Here is a 22,049-nt window from a genome sequence, read left to right as displayed (position 1 = left end):
GATTATTTATTTGAAGCTTTTTTCAAATCATCTCCACCAGGCAAGCTCATTTTTTCTGTTAACATTGAAATTTCATCTAAACTGAAATTCCCTGTTAATGATAAAACAATTGTATTGGCATCTTTCACATTAGCACCCTCAATAAACATCAAAAGCTCTTTTACAATGTTTTCATTAGCTCCTGATTTTACATAGATTTTAACGTTTTTACCCTCATTATTTACACGCATCAATTCTTCTAAAGGATTTGATTTCAAATAGCTGTTTACCGTTGCTTTCATTTCAGCTCCTACTTTTGTACTACTTGTTGTAAACACTTTTAAATTATCTAATTTTTTTAGTAAATTTAAATATTGTTGTGTTTCTTTATCCTTTGCATCAACTTTTACTTTACTCATCATTTCAAACATCTTTTTGTTTACAACAACAGATGTTACTCCTTCTTTATCTTCAAATTTATCAAAAGCATTTTGAGCAAATGATACCGCTGATGACATTAAAAATGCTATAACTACTACTAAATTTTTCATGTGATTTTATTATTTAAAAATTGTTTTTTTTGTTTTTTCGTATTCTTTTAAATGAGATACACTTTCCATGCCAAAGTTTACTTGTTCTGAAACCATTAGCAATGCTTTTTGCGTTTCTAAATAGGCTTCTTCTGGATTATCAAAAGTTCCTAAATCTTCATTTTTAGGTTCTGTTGGATATAAAAAGAAAGTAGCCAATCCAAAAAGTACCACAAAGCTTGCTGCAATTCCAATCCATTTTACAGTACTTTGTTTTCTAGGTTGTAATGGAAGTTTTTGCTCGAATTGCGTTCCTTTTTGTGTTTCAAAGTAACCAAATAGCGATTGATATCTCACCAAATGTGGCGCTATATCACTCGAAGAAAAATAGGCCTTTAATTGTTTTTCTTCGGCTATAGTGGTTTCTCCTTGAAAATATTTTTCTACTAGTTGTTCAACTAACATGGATTCCATAATTATGTGTTTTTTCTATTTGTTCTCTCAAGGTTTTTCTAGCTCTTGATAAAGCTACTCGAACCGCTGTTTCATTCATTTCTAAGACTTGAGCAATATCCGAAAATTCGTATTCTTCAATTTCTCTAAGTTGTAATATAATTCGCTGTTGTTCGGGTAAATCATTGATTAATTTTTCTGCCCAATGCAACGTGTTTTGATATTCTATTTGTGTTTCTACACTTGCTTGTTTATCTTGATAATTATTGTGTACAATTTGCAAATTAGTGGCTCTTTTACTCTTCAATTGATCCAAGCAATAATTTTTTGTCATTGTCATTGCTAAAGCCTCAACACTATTATATTGTTTTAACGAACTATTTTTATTCCATAACCGCACCAATACTTCTTGCGTAGCATCTTCAGCTTCCTCTGTACTTACAAGCATTCGTTTTGCTAAACGAAATAACTTATCTTTAAAAGGAGTTATAATATGTACAAACTCGTTTTGGTTCATTGTAATGGGTTGGTTTATAATGAAGACGAATGTAAATCAATTTTGTTACAAATAAAAAAAGGTTTTGATAAATAATTACCAAAACCTTTTAAAAATCAATTAATTAACTTTATTAAAACATGAAATTTAAACCTAATTTATAATTTCTTCCTCGCGAATTGTAGCCAATAAGTTCCTGAAAGTCATCATTAAGAATATTATTTACTGCTCCAAATATTCTCAATCGATTAGGCAATAAATCATAAGATATATTTGAATTAAGCAATTGATAAGCTGGTAACTCGACTGCAGCTGTTGCCCATATATTAGAATCATAATAAGCATCTGAACGTTGATTTACATATTGATATGTTAATCCAAAAGTTCCTTTTTTAAACTGATAATTCAAATCGATATTTCCTTTGTGTTTTGGAATCAAGCGGTTTAATTGTTCTTCAACTTGTGTAAAAGTGTAATTTCCACCAATATTGAATTTTTCTGACAACCTAAATCTCACACTTGCTTCAATTCCTTTTGCATTATATGTTCCATTGGTATTGATATAGTAAGATTCAAACGTAGCAGAATTATAATAGAATCCTATAGTATTTTCTTCTTCTCTATAAAAACCGACTGCATTAATTGTCAATTTCTTATCTAATAATTGCGATTCAAAACCAAATTCTGCTGTTGCATTTTCTTCTGGAGTTAAGTCTAAATTTCCGTAAGGACCGTATAATTGGTATAAACTTGGTGTGATGAAAGCTGTACTGTACGAAGCCAAAACTTTTAAAGGTAAATTTTCAAAAGAAAAACTTGGATTGAAGTTATAAACTACTTGATTTCCATATTCACTATGTGTGTTAAATCTTGCTCCGGCATTGATGTTTAAGCCAAATTCAGAATTAAAAACAACAGTAATATATGGGTCAATTAAATTAAACTTAGCTCCTTCTCTTGCCACATCCGTATAAGCATCTTTTTGAGTCATGTCTACATATTGATATTGTGTTCCTATGACTGCAAACAAATGATTACTAAATTTATATTTATTAAATGCATCAACAGAAACAGTTCTTCCTGTGTAATTATAAACATCTATAGTTCCAGACCATGAGTTTGAAATATTAATAGTTCTATCTATTGTTGTAGCACCTGTATTAATTGCAAACTCTCCTTTAGCATATTTGTATTTTGGCAAGAATCCGATTCTAAATTGTTCGGAAAAACTATTGTTATTCAAATCATCAGAATTAGCACTATTCCCATCAAATGAATTATCAAATGTATTCTTAATTCGATCATAATTTCCAAAAAAATCAAAATTCAATTTCTCATTCACCCTAAAACCGATTTTTTGGAGCACATTAACTCTAGAAAACGTATCCTCTTCAAAATTTTCTCCAGCTGCTTCGGACATTCCTTTAGTTTCTGTACTATTCAATGAAGTCATGTATGAAACTTTATTAATCGTTCCATTAACCGAAAATCCTTGATTAAAATCTTGTGGACTTGTTTTTGAAGTCTCCGAAGTGTTTTGCGTTCCCATATTGATGTACGCATTTCCCGAAATTTCTTTTTTAGCTGATTTTTTCAACGTAATATTGATAACTCCAGTTGCAGCTCCTGTTCCATACAAAGTACTCGAAGCGCCTTTCATTACCTCAATTTTCTCGATTTGTTCTACTGGAATCAGACGCAAATCGTATTCAATATTAATTCCTGATGCATCAGAAACCGGAACACCATCAATGTAAATAGCAACCTGACGATTGCGACCACCACGAATGTAATAACCTAAGTTTTTTCCTCCAAACGATTGATTACCGTTGATTTCCACTCCAGCTACTTGACTCAATACATTGGCAAGTGATTGTCCTTGTTTTTTAGCCAAATCTTGAGCTGTGATTACCTCAATAATTTTACCTGATTTTTCTCTACTTTGTGCAAATTTTGTGTCTGAAACGACCACTTCTTTCAAATTAGTTGCTTTAATCGTATCTTGTTCTTGTCCATACGCAAAAGCAGTAGCTAGTGTAAATACACTTAAGCCAATAAACTTTTTGTTCATTTTAAGGGTTAATAAAATTTTTAATAAAATTGGGAGAAAAGCACAGAATTTACCCATACTCAAACTTTTTTTCCCGAAAGTTTGTTACTCAACGAATGTGGCAGGTCTCCTGGCTTGCGTCTTGTTATCAACCTTCCCATCGAAAGTTAGAAGTTAGAAGTTAGAAGTCAGAAGTTAGAAAGCATAATTTCTAAAGTCTTAATTCTTAATTCTTAATTCCAAATTACCAACAGTGGTATTGTAGATAATAACAAGCTTGATAGCTTACAGTTGCGGGTACAGCTTAGGTCTTACACCTAATTCCCTTTTAATGTTGTTTTGAAAAATTCAGAAACAACAACCAAAATTCGGGTGCAAAGGTATTATATTTTTTTGTAATTTTGGTTAAAATTGGTAATATGAAAAAAATAGCACTCCTTTTTTTAATTGGATTTTATGGGTTTTCACAACCTTTATATGTTCAAATATCCACCAACTCCATTAGCGTTTACGTTACTACTAATCTAAATGATCCTATTAATCCATACAATGATTCGACATCAGATGCCGGTTTGAATACTATTTTTCAGAATCATAATGTAACGACAATTACCGACAATTTTCATGAAATTGATAATACCAATGCTATTTTCGCAATATACTCAGGAACTAATTTGAATGGATTTATAACTGATTTAGAAAATTATTCTTCACTTGTAACTAAAGTTAGTCTAAGTCCAGAATTTGAAACTTTTGGGGATGTTTTAATGTATAATTTAGTAAATCCAACTATTGGAATTCAAACTGGAACCGATTCAAATGGTATTGTAATAACCAACGATAGTGGTCTTAATTCTATTTTACTAAATCATAATGTAACTTATTTTCAAAATTATTATTTACAATGTGATTGTAATGTAATCAATTTAAAAAATGATTTAATTAATTACAACTCTGTTATAAGTTCTTCTCACTATGCAAGTTTAGTATTTTTAAATACTCCCGAATTTTCTAATAATTTAATTAAGATTTACCCAGTTCCATTTGAAAATGATATTGAAATTGAAAGTAATAACCTAATAACTAATTACAAACTTTTTTCATTAGATGGAAAGATTATAACTGATGTAAACCAATTTGAAAATTTTAAAAATTCGCTTCTAAATTTAAATTCAGGAATATACATTATTGAACTTACCAATGATTCTAGTGAAGTTCACAGACAAAAAATAATAAAGAAATAACCTACTTCTTCTTATTCATCTTACGCCACAACCAAATAAAGCCAATTACAAAGTGTGCTAAAATAATGGTTGCTACTGCATAAAGGAAAGCGTTAGAATCTGTTCTCATATTTTTTTATTACAAATTTAGTGGTTTTGTTGGTTTCTATTTGTCTTATTTGTTACACAAAGTTACACGAAGTTTTCCACAAAGCATCACAAATAAAATCCTTTTTAATCTTTATAATCCGTGGCAAAAAAATAAAAAACTACTTTTGCAAAAAACATTTTCATGCGCCACTATTTCATTTTAGTAATTTTATTTTTAGGATTCATCCAATGTAAAGAATCGAAAAGTTCTGCAAATCCGAATACTTCTACACAAAACAGTATTCAACATGCGGAAGGATTTTCAATCGAAAAATATGATGGTTTTTCGGTTGTAAAAGTTTCGAATGCATATCCTGAAGCTAAAGATGATTACACGTATGTTCTTCATAAAAAAGGCGTTCAAATTCCTGATAGTTTGCAACAATTTACTTCGATTGAAGTGCCAATCAAAAAAATAATCGTTACTTCTACAACACATATTCCCGCTTTAGAATCTTTAGGTGTTGAAAATACTTTAATTGGTTTTCCAACCACACAATACATTTCATCTGAAAAAACAAGAGCTTTAATCGATGCGGGGAAAGTGCGAGATTTAGGCTCCAATCAAGGTTTAAATACCGAAGTTATTTTAGACATTCAACCTGATGTAATTGTCGGCTTTAGTGTAGATGGCGATTTGAAAACCTACAAAAATTTAGAAAAAAATGGCCAAAAAATCATCTTCAACGGCGATTGGACCGAAAAAACGCCTTTAGGAAAAGCCGAATGGATTAAGTTTTTTGGTGCATTATATGATTTAGACGAAAAAGCAACCGAGATTTTCAATTCGATAGAGAAAGAATACAATTCCGTATTAGCTTTAGCGAAAAATGCTAAAACCCAACCCACCATTTTTGCCGGCGCTATCTACGAAGACCAATGGTTTTTACCACAAGGCGATAGTTGGGCAGCCTATTTTTTAAAAGAAGCCAACGGAAATTACCTATGGAAAGATTCCAAAGGAACCGGAAGCTTAGCTTTATCCTTCGAAAGTGTTTTAGATAAGGCAAAAGACGCTGATTTTTGGATTGGTCCAGGGCAATTTACTTCAATTCAACAAATTTTGGACAACAACCCAAATTACATTCACTTCAAAGCTGTAAAGAACAAAAACGTATATTCGTTTAGTACAAAAAAAGGCAAAACAGGTGGCGTAATTTATTACGAATTAGCACAAAATCGTCCTGATTTAGTTTTAAAAGACATTGTAAAAATTTTACATCCCGAAGTGTTGCCAAACCATGAGTTATTCTTTTTTGAGAAATTAAAATAACGTAATTTAGCCAAAAATTCAACGCATGCCATTAACCAAAAAACAAAACCTTCTTTTCATCCTCTTGCTTGTCGCAATGGTGTTTTTGTTTTTGGTGAATATTAGCTTAGGTTCGGTTTCTATTCCTTTAAAAGAAGTGGTTAACGGACTTTTATCGCAAGACATGAGTAAGGAAAGTTGGGAAATTATTCTATGGAATTTCCGTTTTCCTAAAGCGATTACCGCTATTTTAGTAGGAATCGGACTTTCGATGAGTGGATTGTTAATGCAAACGTTATTTAGAAATCCATTGGCTGGACCTTATGTTTTAGGATTGAGTTCGGGAGCGAGTTTGGGAGTGGCATTTGTCATTTTAGGAACTGGATTTTTACCAACCTTTATATCATCCTTCTTTTTATCGAATTACGGATTAATTCTAGCTTCGAGTTTAGGAAGCTTATTGGTTTTCATGGCTGTTTTATTAGTATCGAAAAAACTAAAAGACACCATGGCAATTCTAATTGTTGGATTGATGTTTGGAAGTTTTACAAGTGCTATTGTTTCGGTGCTATCCTATTTTACTACTGCTGAAAAATTACAGAAATTCACTTTTTGGTCAATGGGAAGCATTTCGAATTTATCTTGGAATGAAATTTCGCTTTTATCCATTTTTGTTTTCATTGGAATCGGAATTAGTTTTATGGTTATCAAACCGTTGAACGCTTTATTATTAGGAGAAAAATATGCGCAAAGCATCGGAATCAATTATAAGAAAACGCGTTTTTTAATCATTATCGCCACTAGTATTTTAGCAGGAAGCATTACTGCATTTGCAGGTCCGATTGCTTTTATAGGATTGGCAGTTCCTCATATGGCGAAATTGTTGTTTCAAACCAGTAATCATTTTGTGTTGTTTTGGAGTACACTGTTACTAGGTGCCATTGTCATGTTGTGTTGCGATACGATTGCTCAAGTTCCAGGAAATGATATTACCTTACCAATAAATGCTATAACTTCTGTAATTGGAGCGCCTGTTGTGATTTGGTTGTTAGTTAGAAAGAAACGATTTTAATCATGAGCGAACAAAATTTCACCATACAAACCTCAAACCTTTCGATTGGCTACAAAACCAAATCGGAAACAATTACTATTGCTCAAAATATCAATTTAGGTTTAGAAAAAGGCAAATTAATCGCTTTAATTGGTGAAAACGGAATTGGAAAGTCTACTTTATTAAAAACAATAACAGGTCTCATTCCTCCTTTATCGGGTGAAATAACCTTACTAAACAAATCGCTTCAAAGCTACAAACCACTTGATTTAGCTCAAGAATTAAGCATCGTTTTAACTGAAAAATTACCACCAAGCAATTTAACCGTTTACGAAATCATTGCTTTAGGAAGACAACCTTATACCAATTGGCTAGGCACTTTATCAGAAGAAGACAAAACGAAAATTGAAGAAGCTATTTCACTTACAGAAATCCAACATTTAGTTCATAAAAAACATGACGAAATTAGTGATGGCCAATTGCAAATTGCTTTAATTGCTAGAGCTTTGGCGCAAGATACTTCGATTATCATTTTAGATGAACCTACGACGCATTTAGATTTAGTTCACAAAGCAACTCTTTTGAAATTGTTACAAAAACTTACGCATGAAACTGGAAAAACCATACTTTATTCAACACATGACATCGATTTGGCAATTCAAATGACTGATGAAATGATTGTGTTTACACCAACTCAAATTGTACAAGACCAACCTTGTAATTTAATTCAAACTGGGATTTTTAATACGTTGTTTGATACCGAACATTTGACATTTGATGCCTCGATTGGGAAATTTAAAATTAGGTAAATTACACATCAAAACCACCCACTTCTAAAACTTCACCTGCTTTTAAATCATTCAAATGAATATTTCCTACACGCACACGAACCAATCGCAACGTAGGAAAACCAACTGCTGATGTCATTTTGCGTACTTGACGAAATTTTCCTTCCGTTAAAGTTATAGAAACCCATGATGTTGGACCGTGACGCTCATCGCGAATCTTTTTACCGCGTTCGCCTAAATTTGGTTCAGATTCTAATTTAAATGCTTTACACTTTTTGGTTTTGTATTTTTTGCCGTGCAAGCCGATTTCGACTCCGTTTTTTAATTGTTCAACGGCTTCTTCAGTAATAATTCCATCAACTTGAGCATAATATTCTTTTTCTACTTTTTTGCTTCGGACAATTTCGCTCATCATACCATCCGTCGTCAACAAAAGTAAACCTTCAGAATCTTCGTCTAAACGACCAATTGCCATCGTGTTTTCGGGAAAATCATATAATTCGCCCAACAACTTTTTCTTGCGTTTTAATTGGTAAATAAACTGCGACAAATAGCCATAAGGCTTGTGAATAAGAAAGTGATGATGCATCTATAAAAATTTGAAACAAAAATACATTTTTAAAATTTGGGGTTTCAATATATTCCGTATTTTTACATTTTACAATTCATTTTATGCCAGAATCCATGCTTATTTTAATTACTTTTATTGTAGCACTTGCCGTTGGAATTTTTATCGGTAAGTTAATTTTTAGTGCCAAATCACAATCTGAAAAATCGGGTTTAGAAGAACGAATTAACGGGCTTTTAGGTCAAATAGAACAATTGAAAGTGCAATTTCAAACGGAACGCAATCAGTTTGAAAAATCGTTTGCCCAACTTTCCTCTGAAAAAGAAAATCTTCAAAAAGAAAAGGAATCTTTAGCTATTCATTTGGCTAAAAAAGAAAATGATTTTGATAATTTATTAGAGCGTAACAAAGAACAAAAGCAAGAAGTAGAACAACTTCAGGAAAAATTCACCAAAGAATTTGAAAATTTAGCTAATAAAATTCTGGAAGAAAAAACGGTTAAATTCACCGAGCAAAACAAGGAAAATTTGAAAAATATTTTGTCGCCTTTACAAGACAAAATCCAACTTTTTGAAAAGAAAGTCGAAGACACGCATAAAGAAAGTATCGATTATCATGCCGCGTTACGCCAACAAATATTGGGGCTTCGCGAAATGAACGAACAAATGAGCAAGGAAACCATCAATTTAACCAAAGCCTTAAAAGGCGACAGCAAAATGCAAGGAAATTGGGGCGAATTGGTTTTAGAACGCGTGTTAGAAAAATCAGGCTTAGAAAAAGACAGAGAATATTTTGTACAACAAAGTCACGTTACGGAAGACGGCAATCGTGTGTTTCCAGATGTTATCATCAATCTTCCAGATGGCAAAAAAATGATTATCGATTCGAAAGTAACATTAACCGCTTATGAACGCTACATAAATGAAGAAGATGACAATCAGAAAAATCAGCATTTAAAAGAACACGTAGTTTCGATAAATCGTCATGTTGAACAATTGGGTAACAAAAATTATCAGGATTTATACCACATGGAAAGTCCCGATTTTGTCTTGTTGTTTATTCCAATCGAATCAGCTTTTGCGGTGGCTTTAAATGAAGATACAACTTTGTACAACAAAGCTTTTGAAAGAAACATTGTGATTGTAACACCTTCTACTCTTTTGGCTACTTTACGCACGATTGACAGCATGTGGACAAATCAAAAACAACAAGAAAATGCGATTGAGATTGCGCGTCAAGCAGGTGCTTTGTATGATAAATTTGAAGGATTTGTGGGTGATTTGATTAAAATTGGAAAAAAAATGGACGAAGCCAAAATTGAATATGGTAACGCCATGAACAAATTAGTCGACGGAAAAGGAAACTTAATTACTAGCGTTGAAAAATTAAAGAAAATGGGAGCCAAAGCTAAAAAAGCATTACCTGAATCGGTTTTAAAAAGAGCTGAAAACGAAGAAAATATACTAACAGAAGAAAAAAATTAACAGATGAACACAGCAAGAAAAATTTTAATTTATTTTTTATTAGCAATTACTATTGGTTTAGTGAGTTATACGCTATTTATTTACAATTTCACTATAAGTGACGGCGTTAGAAGCGGAGTTTTGTCAAAATTCAGCAACAAAGGAATTATCTTCAAAACATGGGAAGGCGAACTAAATGAAGGTTTTGGCGCTACACGATTTTTTCCATTTTCTGTTCAAGATAATGAAGAAAAAGTCATTGAAGATTTAAAAAAATACCAAGGTCAATATGTAAAATTAGAATACAAAGAACGTATCAAAACACTACCTTGGTGGGGTGACACACATTATTTTATAGTAAAAGTAACGCCAGAACAATCACCATACTTTAATAATAAATAAATGAATACTGCAAACACTGTAGCTGCTTCAAAAATAACTCTTTCAGAACTTATGTTGCCTTCTCACTCAAATTTTAGCGGGAAAATTCATGGTGGTTATTTACTTAAATTAATGGATCAAATAGCTTTTGCCTGTGCATCAAAATATTCAGGTTGCTATTGCGTAACAGCTTCCGTTGACACGGTTGATTTCTTAAATCCAGTGGAAATTGGCGAATTAGTAACTTTGAAAGCCTCAGTAAATTATGTTGGAAGAACTTCAATGGTTGTTGGAATTCGAGTAATTTCAGAACACATTCAGACTGGTGTCAAAAAACATTGCAATTCGAGTTATTTTACAATGGTTGCCAAAGACGAAATGGGTAACAATGTAAAAGTTCCTAAATTAATTTTATCCAATATGGAAGAAGTTCGTCGTTTTTATGATAGTATTAATCGTATCGAAAACAAAAAGAAGCACAAAGAATTGGAAATGACTTTTGATTATAAATCTGATGAAGCATTGAAAAATTTAGAAAATTTCAACATCGAAATTTCAGAAAACTTCAAAAATGAATAAGTAAACTTCGAAAAAATATTGCTATTTTAAAAAAAAAGTTATATTTGTTAGAACAAAAACAACAAATCTCTAACTATATGACAAAAAAATACGCTTTATTTTCAATTATTGGTATTTTTCTTTTAATTATTGTTGCCTGTACAAATGACAATGATGATGAATATACACCTGTATCTCCAGTAGTAGTTGACTTAACCTCTGTTCCGTACGAAAAACTTTCTGATTATCATTTTTTTGATGGAGAAATGAAAAATCAAATCCCATCATTGGACGTATTACCATACGAACCAGCATCTCCATTATTTACTGATTATGCACACAAAAAACGATTTGTTTGGATGCCAAAAGGAGTAAAAGCAACATACAATGGAGATGGACAAATTTTAGAACTTCCTGTAGGCGCTGCGATAATAAAAACTTTTTATTACGATAAAGTTCAACCGTCAAATACGACCAAAATAATTGAAACTAGAATAATGATTAGAAAATCTAGCGGTTGGATATTTGCCGATTATGTTTGGAATACAGAACAAACAGAAGCCTATCTAGATATGGACGGAAGTAATGTTAGTATTGATTATAAAGACGAAAATGATATTTTACATAGCGTTCCAAATTATAGAATCCCAAACGAAGTACAATGTATTACATGCCATAAAGCAAGACAAACAATAAACAGTGTAGCTGTTGATGTTAATATTCCAATCGGAATAAAACCACAAAATATAAATTTTGATTATAATTATGGTACTGAAACTAAAAACCAATTGACAAAATGGATTGAAGTTGGTTATCTACAAAATAATTTCAGTTTACCTTCTGCTAATAATACCACAATCGATTATACAGACACCTCAAAACCTCTAGAAAGCAGAGTTAGATCTTATTTAGACATCAATTGTGCTCATTGTCATCAAGATAACAGACATTGCGACTATAGACCAATGCGATTTGCGTTTGCTGAAACTGGTGATTTAGTAAATGGTTTAGCAAACATGGGTGTTTGTGTAAGCACACAAGATATGCAAGATTTTCCTCCTGCCTTGAGCAAAATTGTATCTCCTGGAAATATTAATCGTTCAATGTTATATTATAGACTAAACACAACAAATGAAAATTATCGTATGCCATTACATGGTAGAACCGTAATTCATACCGAAGGTGTGGCTTTAATTGAACAATGGATAAATTCACTTCAACCTTGCCAGTAAAAAACTAACTACTAAATAAACTAACCCATGAAAAAAATTACATTAATTATTGCCCTCTCATTGATAGGGCATTTTGCAAAAGCTCAAGACACTTGTGCTTCTGCATCACCAATAACGACTGCTGGACTATATATCGTATCTGCAGTAAATGGAACACAAGTTCCATCACCAATATGTGCTGATAATGGAGCTATTACAAATGGCACTCCAGCAGGAGAATGGTATGCTTATACCCCATCAAGCAATTACACAGTTACTATAACTACAGACATTGTTCAGAACACCCCAAAAGTTGACACTCGTTTTCACGTATATACTGGAACATGTGCTAGTTTAACTTGTTATTCAGGTGACGACGACACGGGAGCAAACTATTCATCTGTTGCAACCTTTAATGTTACTGCAAATACAACTTATATCATTGCTTGGGATAATAAATGGACATCTAGTGGATTTACTTTTCAGTTAATTGAAGCACCTATTGTTATTCCACCACCTACTCCTATTACTTACACTACACAAACAGTTAGTACTGTTAATAGTACATATAATATTTGTGTGGCAGACATGAACGGTGATGGTAAAGATGATATTGCTGGAGTTAGTGCAAACAACTTAAGAATTCACTATCAAGGAACAACACCAGGAACATTTTCTGTTTCAGATTTTCCAATTACTGGTACAAGTATGATGCCTACTTGGAGTATGGCTGCAGGCGATACTAATAAAGATGGTTTTAATGATTTAGTTTTAGGAAATGGAAGCGGTCTTTCGGTTTGGAGATCAAATAGTACTGGAACTGCTTATTCAAATTTTACACCTGGACAATATATTTTCTGCCAAAGAACTAATTTTGCAGATCTTAATAACGATGGAAATCTAGATGTTTTTTCATGTCATGATATTGCTCCAAATTGTTATTACTTAAATGATGGTGCGAATAATTTAACTTTTTACCAATCGACTGTAACTCCAGGCGCTATGACCTTTGGTACAATTGGTGGTAATTATGCAACTTTATTCACAGATTTTGACAATGATGGTGATTCTGATGTTTTTGTTTCAAAATGTTCTGGACCTCCTTGCGAACTTCACAGAAATGATGGGGCTGGCGTTTACACAGATATCTCAGCTATAGCGCAAATTAATGTAACTCCTATTCAAACTTGGTCTTCAGCAATTGCAGATTTTGACAATGATGGTGATATGGATATTATTATTACAGCTAGTGCTGGCTTACATAAATATTTTAGAAACAATCTAGATACCACAAATAGCACAGAAGAAGCATTTACAAACATTACTGCAGGTTCAGGTTGGGATACAAACACATCAACTAATATTGATAATGTAGCTTATGATTTTGACAACGATGGTTATGTAGATGTACTAGCTGGTGGAAACAAAATTATGTTTAACCAAGGGAATAGCACATTTTTACCTGTTAGCTATAGCGGAATTAGTGTAGGTGCAATTGGAGATTTAAACAATGATGGTTTCTTAGATATCCTAAATGGTAGTACAATTCGTTACGCTATTCCAAATGCAAACAATTGGATTAAAGTTTTATTAAAAGGGATTCAAAGCAATAGCAACGGAATTGGAGCTAGAGTAGAAATTTATGGTCCTTGGGGAAAACAAATTAGAGATATCAGAAGTGGTGAAGGATTCAAGTATATGAGTTCTCTTAATGCACATTTTGGAATTGGAACAGCAACAAGCATAACACAAGTAGTTATTATTTGGCCATCTGGAACTGTGGATGTAATCAATAATCCTAGCGCAAATCAATCATTAACAGTTATTGAAGGTTCTAGTCCATTGAGTCTAGTAGACAACGGTGATGCATCTATCATTTTATATCCAAATCCAGCAGCTGATATGTTATCTATTTCTAACATCGAAAGTTTAATGGTTAAAAAAGTAAGCATTATTTCAACTTTAGGAAAAGTAATTAAAACTGTTTCTCTAAATAACAATAGTTTTAGTATCGCTGACTTAGCTGAAGGATTATATATCTTAACAATAGAGACAGAAGATGGTAAAAAATATTCAGAGAGTTTTATAAAGAAAAATTAAGTTTTAATTGCTCCAATAAAAAAACCATCTTTTATGAAAAGATGGTTTTTTTATTTTAATATGTAAACTATTTTTTTATATTATTGCAAATTATTTTAACATGAAAATTTTTCCCTTTTTATTCTCATTGTTTTTTTGCATCTCATCATTCGCTCAAAAAAATGCAGACCCATCGCCTGAAGAAATCAAAACAGCAAAATCAATACGAGAAAAGTATGACAAATTTGATATTGCAATTCTTAGTAGTACAGAAAAGGTAACTTTTAACATTAATAAAACTAACGATCTCGTTGAAGTTAATTATGATGTAAAAGAACACTTAATGAATATTAATCATCGGGCTGATATTCAAAAATATGAATTTTATGATAGTCAATCTGTTATAGAAAATTTTTCTTTAAAATATAAAAGTAACAAACAGGCAAATTTTTATGTTGCTGATGAATTTTACAAAAGCAATGATTTGTTTTATAATGATGCGAGGGTAAAATTTATGCAAGTTGATTTTCCTGTTCAAGGTTATACTTACAGTTACCAAATGGAAAAGAAAATTAAAGATAGTAAATATTTTACAAGCGTATATTTTAGTGACGAATATCCAATTATTGAAAAAAAAGTCATTATTGAAATTCCGAAATGGTTAGATATTGAAATTAAAGAATTTAATTTTGAAGGATTTTCAATCAAAAAAGTAGTTACAAAAAACACAGAAAACACTATATATACCTATACAATAGAAAATGTAAATGGAAATCCTAAAGAAAAATACAGTCCAGGTCCAAGTTTTTTATATCCACATATATTATTTATAGCTAAATCATTTAGCATAAAAAATGAGAAAAAATCATTATTTAGTTCACCAGCAGACTTATACAAATGGTACAAGTCATTAATTGACTCTATGAAAGATGATAAAAACGTATTTGCAGCTAAAGTGAAAGAATTAATTGCAAATGCGAAAACTGAAGATGAAAAAATAAAAAATATCTATTATTGGGTTCAAGATAATATTAGATACATAGCTTTTGAAGATGGAATTGCTGGATTTAAACCCGATGATTCTCAAAACGTTTTTCAAAAAAGATATGGTGATTGTAAAGGAATGGCTAACTTAACAAAACAAATGCTCAAAGAAGCTGGTTTTGACGCAAGATTATGTTGGATTGGAACCAACCATATTGTTTATGACTACAGTACTCCATCACTTTCTGTCGATAATCATATGATTTGCGCTATCTTTAAGAATGGTAAAAGATATTTCTTGGATGGAACTGAAAAATACAATTCCTTAGGTGAATATGCCCAAAGAATTCAAGGCAAAGAAGTAATGATTGAAGATGGGGATAAATTTATTTTAGACAAGATACCTATACAAAATGCAATTTCTAATACAGAAAAAAGTATCTTAAATTATACTATTGAAAATGTAACATTAAAAGGAAAAATAAAAAAAGAATTTTTAGGCGAAAGTAAAGCTTCATTTTTATACAGTTATAACACCATTAAAAACGATAAAAAAGAAGATGCTTTAAGATGGTATTTAAATTCAAAAGATAAAAACTGTTCAGTTAGCAATATTAAAACATCCGATTTATTAAATAGAGATCAGAAACTCACATTGGAATATGACGTATCAATCGCTAACCATATTTCTTCATTCGATAATGAAATTTATATTGATTTGAATTATGACAAAGAATATAACTCTTTTGATTTTAAAGAACGTAAAACTGATTTCGTTTTAGATTATAAATCTTTTGATGACATTACAATTAATTTGCAAATTCCTGAAGGGTATAAAGTAACTAAAGTGCCTGAAAATATTTCAATTGAAACTGACGATTACACAATTACTATGAAATATGAAATTAAAGACAATACTTTAATATATACCAAACAGTTCCTATTTAAAAATGGAATCATCAAATCATCAAAATTTAATGACTGGAAAAACCATTATGAAGCCATTCAAAAAAATTATTCTGAACAAGTTGTTTTAACCAAATAAAATTCTAAAAATGAAATTTAAACTATTTTTACTAACTTTTATAATGATTAGTATTTCTCAAGCACAAACAAAAGATGAAATAAAAGATTTCTTTTGGGGTAAAAATGACAATTATAAAATTATAAATGAAATTCCAGAAAAATATAAAAACGAATCTGCAGTAGTAATTTATAAATATGAAGATTATGATTTTCATAAATTTGGCAAAAATGTTACATTTAGATCTGCTTACAGAAAAAAAGTAAAACTAAATGACCAAGCTGCAGTAACAAACTTTTCTGAATTTAATTATTCTGAAAAAACAAATCCTAGATATGGAGCAGTAATCAAAACTGTTATTGGAATAAAAATCATCAAACCAAATGGGAATGAAATCATAATAAACACTGAAAAAGAAGCAGTTACATTAGATAAAGAAAAAAAAATAGCTGTGCCTAATTTAGAAATTGGTGATATTATTGATTTTTATAATTATAGTACTGAAACTTTTAGTTCCACGTTTGAATTTGGATTTGACCCAGTTGAAAGAACATTGGGAGAAAATTATCCTATACTAAATTACAAATTAACTTTTCAAACAGAGAATGATTTCTTTGTAAACTTCAATACATACAACAATGGTCCTGAATTAAAACAAATCCCATTAGAAAAAAGTGGCGAACGTAAATATGAGATTATAGCTAGCGATATTCCAAAAAACGATTTCCCTAGATGGTTTTTACCTTTAGTAGAACTTCCTTGTTATAAGTTTCAAGTTTTCTTTGCTCGATCAGGTAAGTTTGAACAAAGAGCAGAAGCTTTTTTACCTGAAAAAGAAAGCATTATAAAAAAAACTGTTACTAAAGAAGATATTTTTAATTACTATGATTCTAAATTTTTCCCTTCTGCTGATTTAAGAGATGTAAATGATTTTCTTGAAGGAAAAAATTTCAACTCAAAAGAAGAAAAAGTAAAAGAAGTATATTACTTCATGAGACATCAGTTTTACACAAGGTATATAGAAGCTTTTGTAATAAACGAGGCTCAAATAATGAATCCTTTTTACTTATATGGTAATTATCCAACATTTTTTAATAAGGAAGAACAATTCATTAATTATTTCATGCAATTTCTAAAAAAACAAAATATTGAATTTGACATCATTGTAGCAACAGGAAGAGAAAATGGACCTATAAGTGATGTTTTAATTCAACAAAATATTAGAATATTATTAAAAGTAAATACAGAAAATCCTATCTATTTCGGAATTTTTGATCCATTTGCAATTCCAAATCAATTTGATAGTTCTTTAGAAAACACTCAAGCCTATGCTTTAAAAGTTTCTAAGAGTAAAAAGGTTAGTGATATTGAAGAAATAAAACTTCCAAGTCTTTCATACAAAGATAATGTTAGTAAAGTAATAACAACTATTTCTTTAGCTTCAGATTTTTTAACTGCAAATGCAACAAAAACATCTTCACTTTATGGTCATAATAAAGAATATGAGCATAATAGCAAAATTTTCTTTTATGATTATGTGACTGAAGATTACGAAAAATACGGTACTAGTCCAGTTTTAGAGTTAGTGAAAAATAAAAAAGATAAAGAAAAATATAAAAAAGAATATGCTGCTTTAATTGAAAAATACAAACAAAATCAAGTAGATAAATTCAAGAAAGAGATAGAAGATGAATATGACATTAAAGTTGATAAACACAACTTAAAAGTTTCTAAAACTGGAAGATTTGGCATTGACGATCCATTAGTAATAACAGAAAATTTCTCAATCACATCAAATTTTATTAAAAAAGCGGGGAATAATTACATATTGGATATCGGTAAATTTATAAGTTCACAAGTTGATATTGAAGAAAAAGAGTATGAAAGAACTAATAATATTTACACACAGTTTCCGCGTTCATTTGAATATAGCATAATATTAGACATTCCTACAGGATATTCAATCAGCGGCGTAGAAAAACTAAATATAAAAATTGAAAATGAAACTGGAAGTTTTATCAGTAAAGCAGAAATAAAAGATAGCAAACTAATCATTACTTCTTCCAAGAATTATATTAATTCCTATGAACCAAGTAAGAATTGGAAAAAAATGATTGCCTTTTTAGATGCTGCATATCAATTTTCTCAAGAGAAAGTGTTACTTAAGAAAAATTAAAAACATAAAAAAACCGAGCTAAGCTCGGTTTTTTTTATTAAAACACTCTTATCAAATTAAATCCAAAGGCAAATTCTCCTTTTCCCCAATCACCAACAGTTTGTCCGAGATAACCTGTTTCATGCATAGCGTTTGCGTTTGTAAAGTGCATTTGAAAAACATGTCCTCCGGTTTCTAAATCAAACCCAATCGATAATGGATTTTTATAGATCGATTCACTTGCTCTATTCAAATGTGCCGCATAATCTACATTTACAGACCAACGATTTGTTAACTTATATCTTCCACCTAATCCAACAGCAAATTGCGTATTATCCTGAGGGTTTGGAGAAATCACAACATTATTTTCATCTAAAATATCTCGTAAAGTATTTTCATGAAATACACTAGGAGCAATTTCAAAAGAAAATTTATCAGAAAATTTTCTAGAAATTAATATTTGTGTAACATAGCTTAATCGGTTATTAAATTTCAATTTTGGATAATCTTCCTCTTTCATTTCTGAATTAATTGCTAAGCTATTGTATCCAACAATTGTTACCGGAAATCCATTTTCTTTTTGAGAATACAATCTATATTTTACACCTAAATCATATGTTTCTTGAAACCCACTTCTTGCCGCATGAACTGTTAACCAATCATTTACACCATATAAAAATTTAATTTGTGTATTTGCATTATCCAATCCAAAAAAATCATCAAACCCTTTATCTACAAATCCAAACCTATGCGCTACAACAAAATATAAATCGCCTTTAGCTGCTAATTTAGTAGATTCTAAATTTATAATTTTCAATGACTTAAAAGCCGACTCAACAGTTACATCTGTAGCAGTTGTATCAATTTCGTTTAATAAATCATCTTGTGCATAGATAGTTAGTGGAAATGTTAATAACATCAATACTTTCCACATGTTTTCTTTAATATTTAACATATATTAGATTTAATTTACAATTACTTTTTTCCAAAATTTTTCTATGTCATTCTGAAGCTCTAATAGATATACCCCAGATTCCAAGCCAGAAATATTGACTTCAACATTCTCAGAATTTTCTTCAACTTCGATTGTTTTTACAAAAGCTCCTGTAATTGTATATACATTAACTTTGGTCAAAAAGGTTTTAGTTGTAATTGTAAAATCTCCATCATTTGGATTTGGATACAATTGTGAATCTTTTAAAGAAAAACTTTCAGTTCCTAAAGTAAATGTTCTATCTAATAAAACACCTCTATTTGTGCCTCCATGATTTGCCAAACTATATGACGCTGAACCACTTCTTGCCCAAGCTAAATCAATACTAGTATTAGCAAAAACAAATGTAAAATCATTTACATCTCCTGTATTAAATGCTCTAGTGGCTACAATGGTTCGTAATCCTGCACTAGGTGTATTATTCAAGTTTGATGTTACCGTCCAATTATTTGTGGCATCATTTGTAGGAGTAACACCAACTCCATTATGTCGTGCATCAACCAATGTGACATTATTCCAATATACTAAATCCGCTCCTGATTCCATACCTCCAGCGAAAGAGCCAAACTGTAATGCAAACCATCGATCGTTTGGCCCAGTTAATGTAAGTGTTGCAAGTGATGTCCCACTATCAAGTAATAGAGTTGCAGACATGTTTGTTGACAAAGTAACAAGTCCGGTGGATTTTTGCTGAGCATTTGCAAATGCAGCAATCAGTACTAATAATAAAGTAATTTTGTTTTTCATAGCTAATTATTTTAATAGATTAATAATTTCATCATTTTTAGTATAAACAGCATATTCAAAAGCTGATTTACCCTCTTTATCCAACAATAATTTATTAGCATTATATTCTAATAACAATTTTATGATGGATACGTTTTTAAATTGAACCGCATACATTAAAGCCGAAATTCCTAATTCATTAGTCAAATCTGTATTTGCTCCTTTTTTTAATAATAATTGAACCATAGCCACATTTCCTTTCACTGTTGCAGCCATTAAAGCAGTACCTTCTGGCGAAACATAATTAATATTAGCATTAGCCTCAATAAGAAAACTAACAACATCTAAATTTCCACCATAACAAGCAATTATTAGAGGTGAAAATCCATGCAAATTAGTTTCATTTACACTATTTGGCTGCTCTGTTAAACACTTCTGAGCTTCTTCAACAGTTCCTTTTCGAGCAATAGTAAAAATCTTGTTTTCTTGTGAAAAACATTCGAAAGCAGTAAAAAATAAAATCAATAAAAAGTACTTCATTATTACTCAATTATAGAACATTCATCCATTTTAAATTCTTCTAACAAATCATCATATCCTATAAATCTACCTTTCAACTTTATAGAATCATTCTGTTTCAATTCTACATTATTATCTTTTATAACTGCTGCTAATGATGTATCTATCATTAACATCTTATTCGATAAATCCATACTGGTTATTTTCCCATATATTACTATAGTTTTATCCAAATATTTAGCATTGGCAAGACTATCATTTTTTGAAAAATCTTCTTTTAAATCTACAACCGTTACAACAAATGACTCCGTTTCATTTGCAATATTTCGATGCTCCTTATAAATATAGTTATACAATAAAAAACCTCCAAAAATTACAAAAACAACAAAAATTAACAATTTTTTTTTCATTTTCTTTATTTTAACATAACAAAATTAATGATTTTATTTGTACATACAAGTGAATTCGTTATTTTTGTTTAATAAAAAAACACTATGAAAAACAAAATTAATCTATTCATTTTATCTGGATTTATAGCTTTCAGCAGCTGTACATCAGATAGTGTTTCCGATTTAGGAGAACCAAATGACCTAAACGAAATCACTTACACTACAACGATAAAATCAATTATTGACAACAATTGCATTTCTTGTCACGGAAGCACACCAACAAATGGAGCTCCAATGTCATTAACCACATACGAAAATGTCAAAGATGCAGTTTTAACTCGTAACCTATTAGATAGAATTTCCAGAACTGAAGGCTCTTCCGGGGCCATGCCACTCGGTGGACCAAGATTACCTCAAAATGACATCAATGCAGTATCTGAATGGATTGATACTAATTTCCCACAATAAAAATTTTAACTATGAGAATTAGACTATTTATTTTAATATTTTTTTGGGGTTGTTCAATAATAGCTCAAGAAAAAATACTTACCAAAAGCGGCACAATTACTTTTGAGGCATCAGTTCCTGCTTTTGAAGAAGTAAAAGCAAAAAATACTGGGGCATCGTGTGTTTTAAATACCAAAACAGGAGAAATTGCTTCATTAGCTCTAATGAAAGGATTCAAATTTAAAGTAGCTCTAATGGAGGAACATTTCAACGAAAATTATGTTGAAAGTGCAAAATACCCAAAAGCAACATTTAAAGGTAAAATTGAAAACTTTGATTATTCAAAAGTTACAACTTCCTCCCAAAATTATACTTTAAAAGGCAAGCTAGAACTCCATGGAAAATCAAAAGACATAGCTGTCATTGCTAAGATCAAAAAAACGAGTGAAGGCTTAGAAATAATTTCTAATTTTTCGGTGAATAGTGATGATTTTGGAATTGAAATTCCTAGTGTTGTAAGCAAAAAAGTTTCTAAAAAGGTAAATGTTTCTTTAGAATTTTTACTGAAGTAAAATATTT

General features: G+C 30.7%; 22 protein-coding genes and 1 riboswitch. Of the genes, 13 read left to right on the top strand and 9 right to left on the bottom strand.

All coding sequences use genetic code 11. The features are described from left to right. Nucleotides 1-2 precede the first annotated feature (2 nt). The 4 genes from G4L40_RS08075 to G4L40_RS08060 form a co-directional block, all read right to left on the bottom strand. The gene (locus G4L40_RS08075) at nt 3-530 is read right to left on the bottom strand and encodes a DUF4252 domain-containing protein (RefSeq protein ID WP_166236696.1); all 528 of its coding nucleotides are present in this window, start codon (nt 528-530) and stop codon (nt 3-5) included. Nucleotides 531-539: 9 nt separating this feature from the next. Beyond that, complete coding sequence (locus G4L40_RS08070; RefSeq protein ID WP_166236695.1) at nt 540-983, bottom strand: hypothetical protein; 444 nt, start codon at nt 981-983, stop codon at nt 540-542. Continuing rightward, nucleotides 964-1,479, bottom strand: coding sequence for an RNA polymerase sigma factor (locus G4L40_RS08065; RefSeq protein WP_166236694.1), 516 nt, complete (start codon nt 1,477-1,479; stop codon nt 964-966). Before G4L40_RS08065 ends, G4L40_RS08070 begins: the two co-directional genes overlap by 20 nt. A gap of 112 nt (nt 1,480-1,591) precedes the next feature. Beyond that, on the bottom strand, nt 1,592-3,529 hold the full coding sequence (locus G4L40_RS08060) for a TonB-dependent receptor plug domain-containing protein (RefSeq protein WP_166236693.1): 1,938 nt from the start codon (nt 3,527-3,529) through the stop codon (nt 1,592-1,594). 82 nt (nt 3,530-3,611) lie between these two features. Next, a riboswitch (cobalamin riboswitch) is annotated at nt 3,612-3,889 on the bottom strand. Nucleotides 3,890-3,927: 38 nt separating this feature from the next. Here G4L40_RS08060 and G4L40_RS08055 point away from each other — a divergent pair. The 4 genes from G4L40_RS08055 (at nt 3,928) to G4L40_RS08040 (ending at nt 7,993) form a co-directional block, all read left to right on the top strand. Further along, nucleotides 3,928-4,752 carry a T9SS type A sorting domain-containing protein gene (locus G4L40_RS08055; RefSeq protein ID WP_166236692.1) on the top strand — a complete coding sequence of 275 codons (825 nt, stop codon included), beginning with the start codon at nt 3,928-3,930 and terminating at the stop codon, nt 4,750-4,752. Nucleotides 4,753-5,023: 271 nt separating this feature from the next. Next, nucleotides 5,024-6,154 carry an ABC transporter substrate-binding protein gene (locus G4L40_RS08050; RefSeq protein ID WP_166236691.1) on the top strand — a complete coding sequence of 377 codons (1,131 nt, stop codon included), beginning with the start codon at nt 5,024-5,026 and terminating at the stop codon, nt 6,152-6,154. A gap of 25 nt (nt 6,155-6,179) precedes the next feature. Next, nucleotides 6,180-7,205 (top strand): FecCD family ABC transporter permease, encoded by a 1,026-nt coding sequence (locus G4L40_RS08045; protein ID WP_166236690.1) that lies wholly within the window; start codon nt 6,180-6,182, stop codon nt 7,203-7,205. Between the two features lie 2 nt (nt 7,206-7,207). Further along, nucleotides 7,208-7,993: an ABC transporter ATP-binding protein gene (locus G4L40_RS08040; RefSeq protein ID WP_166236689.1), complete on the top strand. Its 786-nt coding sequence runs from the start codon at nt 7,208-7,210 to the stop codon at nt 7,991-7,993. 1 nt (nt 7,994) lies between these two features. On the opposite strand, the gene G4L40_RS08035 is transcribed toward G4L40_RS08040, so the two are convergent. After that, nucleotides 7,995-8,561, bottom strand: coding sequence for a pseudouridine synthase (locus G4L40_RS08035; protein WP_166236688.1), 567 nt, complete (start codon nt 8,559-8,561; stop codon nt 7,995-7,997). An 83-nt stretch (nt 8,562-8,644) separates the two neighbouring features. Between G4L40_RS08035 and rmuC the strand changes: the two genes are divergently transcribed. The 7 genes from rmuC to G4L40_RS08000 all read left to right on the top strand — a co-directional run bounded on the left by rmuC (nt 8,645) and on the right by G4L40_RS08000 (nt 18,416). Next, nucleotides 8,645-10,024 (top strand): DNA recombination protein RmuC, encoded by a 1,380-nt coding sequence (gene rmuC, locus G4L40_RS08030; protein ID WP_166236687.1) that lies wholly within the window; start codon nt 8,645-8,647, stop codon nt 10,022-10,024. 3 nt (nt 10,025-10,027) lie between these two features. Then, nucleotides 10,028-10,405 carry a 6-phosphogluconate dehydrogenase gene (locus G4L40_RS08025; RefSeq protein ID WP_166236686.1) on the top strand — a complete coding sequence of 126 codons (378 nt, stop codon included), beginning with the start codon at nt 10,028-10,030 and terminating at the stop codon, nt 10,403-10,405. Continuing rightward, nucleotides 10,406-10,963, top strand: coding sequence for an acyl-CoA thioesterase (locus tag G4L40_RS08020; RefSeq protein WP_166236685.1), 558 nt, complete (start codon nt 10,406-10,408; stop codon nt 10,961-10,963). It begins immediately after the preceding gene. 77 nt (nt 10,964-11,040) lie between these two features. After that, on the top strand, nt 11,041-12,174 hold the full coding sequence (locus G4L40_RS08015; RefSeq protein WP_166236684.1) for a hypothetical protein: 1,134 nt from the start codon (nt 11,041-11,043) through the stop codon (nt 12,172-12,174). 27 nt (nt 12,175-12,201) lie between these two features. Continuing rightward, complete coding sequence (locus G4L40_RS08010; protein ID WP_166236683.1) at nt 12,202-14,253, top strand: FG-GAP-like repeat-containing protein; 2,052 nt, start codon at nt 12,202-12,204, stop codon at nt 14,251-14,253. 100 nt (nt 14,254-14,353) lie between these two features. Continuing rightward, nucleotides 14,354-16,261, top strand: coding sequence for a transglutaminase-like domain-containing protein (locus G4L40_RS08005; protein ID WP_166236682.1), 1,908 nt, complete (start codon nt 14,354-14,356; stop codon nt 16,259-16,261). Between the two features lie 10 nt (nt 16,262-16,271). Further along, nucleotides 16,272-18,416, top strand: coding sequence for a DUF3857 domain-containing protein (locus G4L40_RS08000; protein WP_166236681.1), 2,145 nt, complete (start codon nt 16,272-16,274; stop codon nt 18,414-18,416). A 37-nt stretch (nt 18,417-18,453) separates the two neighbouring features. On the opposite strand, the gene G4L40_RS07995 is transcribed toward G4L40_RS08000, so the two are convergent. From G4L40_RS07995 to G4L40_RS07980, 4 genes are read right to left on the bottom strand one after another with little or no spacing between them, the layout of a single operon-like run. Continuing rightward, complete coding sequence (locus tag G4L40_RS07995) at nt 18,454-19,350, bottom strand: DUF5777 family beta-barrel protein (protein WP_235922616.1); 897 nt, start codon at nt 19,348-19,350, stop codon at nt 18,454-18,456. A 9-nt stretch (nt 19,351-19,359) separates the two neighbouring features. Beyond that, nucleotides 19,360-20,136, bottom strand: coding sequence for a T9SS type A sorting domain-containing protein (locus G4L40_RS07990; RefSeq protein ID WP_166236680.1), 777 nt, complete (start codon nt 20,134-20,136; stop codon nt 19,360-19,362). A gap of 6 nt (nt 20,137-20,142) precedes the next feature. Next, entirely contained in the window at nt 20,143-20,655 is a 513-nt protein-coding gene (locus G4L40_RS07985) for an ankyrin repeat domain-containing protein (RefSeq protein WP_166236679.1), read from the bottom strand. A gap of 2 nt (nt 20,656-20,657) precedes the next feature. Continuing rightward, on the bottom strand, nt 20,658-21,044 hold the full coding sequence (locus tag G4L40_RS07980; protein WP_166236678.1) for an OB-fold protein: 387 nt from the start codon (nt 21,042-21,044) through the stop codon (nt 20,658-20,660). 84 nt (nt 21,045-21,128) lie between these two features. Between G4L40_RS07980 and G4L40_RS07975 the strand changes: the two genes are divergently transcribed. Both G4L40_RS07975 and G4L40_RS07970 read left to right on the top strand, forming a co-directional pair. Then, the gene (locus tag G4L40_RS07975) at nt 21,129-21,491 is read left to right on the top strand and encodes a c-type cytochrome (RefSeq protein ID WP_166236677.1); all 363 of its coding nucleotides are present in this window, start codon (nt 21,129-21,131) and stop codon (nt 21,489-21,491) included. 11 nt (nt 21,492-21,502) lie between these two features. After that, the gene (locus G4L40_RS07970) at nt 21,503-22,042 is read left to right on the top strand and encodes a YceI family protein (RefSeq protein ID WP_166236676.1); all 540 of its coding nucleotides are present in this window, start codon (nt 21,503-21,505) and stop codon (nt 22,040-22,042) included. Nucleotides 22,043-22,049: the final 7 nt, after the last annotated feature.

The sequence above is a fragment of the Flavobacterium celericrescens genome (assembly GCF_011392075.1).
Taxonomy (GTDB): domain Bacteria; phylum Bacteroidota; class Bacteroidia; order Flavobacteriales; family Flavobacteriaceae; genus Flavobacterium; species Flavobacterium celericrescens.
Note: the sequence above shows the minus strand (reverse complement) of the source record. Positions and strands in the feature narration are given on the sequence as shown.

Bases quoted from the DNA above. Each gene is read 5' to 3' on its own strand.
- G4L40_RS08075 (WP_166236696.1), bottom strand. From the start codon at position 530: ATGAAAAATTTAGTAGTAGTTATAGCATTTTTAATGTCATCAGCGGTA.
- G4L40_RS08070 (WP_166236695.1), bottom strand. From the start codon at position 983: ATGGAATCCATGTTAGTTGAACAACTAGTAGAAAAATATTTTCAAGGA.
- G4L40_RS08065 (WP_166236694.1), bottom strand. From the start codon at position 1,479: ATGAACCAAAACGAGTTTGTACATATTATAACTCCTTTTAAAGATAAG.
- G4L40_RS08060 (WP_166236693.1), bottom strand. From the start codon at position 3,529: ATGAACAAAAAGTTTATTGGCTTAAGTGTATTTACACTAGCTACTGCT.
- G4L40_RS08055 (WP_166236692.1), top strand. From the start codon at position 3,928: ATGAAAAAAATAGCACTCCTTTTTTTAATTGGATTTTATGGGTTTTCA.
- G4L40_RS08050 (WP_166236691.1), top strand. From the start codon at position 5,024: ATGCGCCACTATTTCATTTTAGTAATTTTATTTTTAGGATTCATCCAA.
- G4L40_RS08045 (WP_166236690.1), top strand. From the start codon at position 6,180: ATGCCATTAACCAAAAAACAAAACCTTCTTTTCATCCTCTTGCTTGTC.
- G4L40_RS08040 (WP_166236689.1), top strand. From the start codon at position 7,208: ATGAGCGAACAAAATTTCACCATACAAACCTCAAACCTTTCGATTGGC.
- G4L40_RS08035 (WP_166236688.1), bottom strand. From the start codon at position 8,561: ATGCATCATCACTTTCTTATTCACAAGCCTTATGGCTATTTGTCGCAG.
- rmuC (WP_166236687.1), top strand. From the start codon at position 8,645: ATGCCAGAATCCATGCTTATTTTAATTACTTTTATTGTAGCACTTGCC.
- G4L40_RS08025 (WP_166236686.1), top strand. From the start codon at position 10,028: ATGAACACAGCAAGAAAAATTTTAATTTATTTTTTATTAGCAATTACT.
- G4L40_RS08020 (WP_166236685.1), top strand. From the start codon at position 10,406: ATGAATACTGCAAACACTGTAGCTGCTTCAAAAATAACTCTTTCAGAA.
- G4L40_RS08015 (WP_166236684.1), top strand. From the start codon at position 11,041: ATGACAAAAAAATACGCTTTATTTTCAATTATTGGTATTTTTCTTTTA.
- G4L40_RS08010 (WP_166236683.1), top strand. From the start codon at position 12,202: ATGAAAAAAATTACATTAATTATTGCCCTCTCATTGATAGGGCATTTT.
- G4L40_RS08005 (WP_166236682.1), top strand. From the start codon at position 14,354: ATGAAAATTTTTCCCTTTTTATTCTCATTGTTTTTTTGCATCTCATCA.
- G4L40_RS08000 (WP_166236681.1), top strand. From the start codon at position 16,272: ATGAAATTTAAACTATTTTTACTAACTTTTATAATGATTAGTATTTCT.
- G4L40_RS07995 (WP_235922616.1), bottom strand. From the start codon at position 19,350: ATGTTAAATATTAAAGAAAACATGTGGAAAGTATTGATGTTATTAACA.
- G4L40_RS07990 (WP_166236680.1), bottom strand. From the start codon at position 20,136: ATGAAAAACAAAATTACTTTATTATTAGTACTGATTGCTGCATTTGCA.
- G4L40_RS07985 (WP_166236679.1), bottom strand. From the start codon at position 20,655: ATGAAGTACTTTTTATTGATTTTATTTTTTACTGCTTTCGAATGTTTT.
- G4L40_RS07980 (WP_166236678.1), bottom strand. From the start codon at position 21,044: ATGAAAAAAAAATTGTTAATTTTTGTTGTTTTTGTAATTTTTGGAGGT.
- G4L40_RS07975 (WP_166236677.1), top strand. From the start codon at position 21,129: ATGAAAAACAAAATTAATCTATTCATTTTATCTGGATTTATAGCTTTC.
- G4L40_RS07970 (WP_166236676.1), top strand. From the start codon at position 21,503: ATGAGAATTAGACTATTTATTTTAATATTTTTTTGGGGTTGTTCAATA.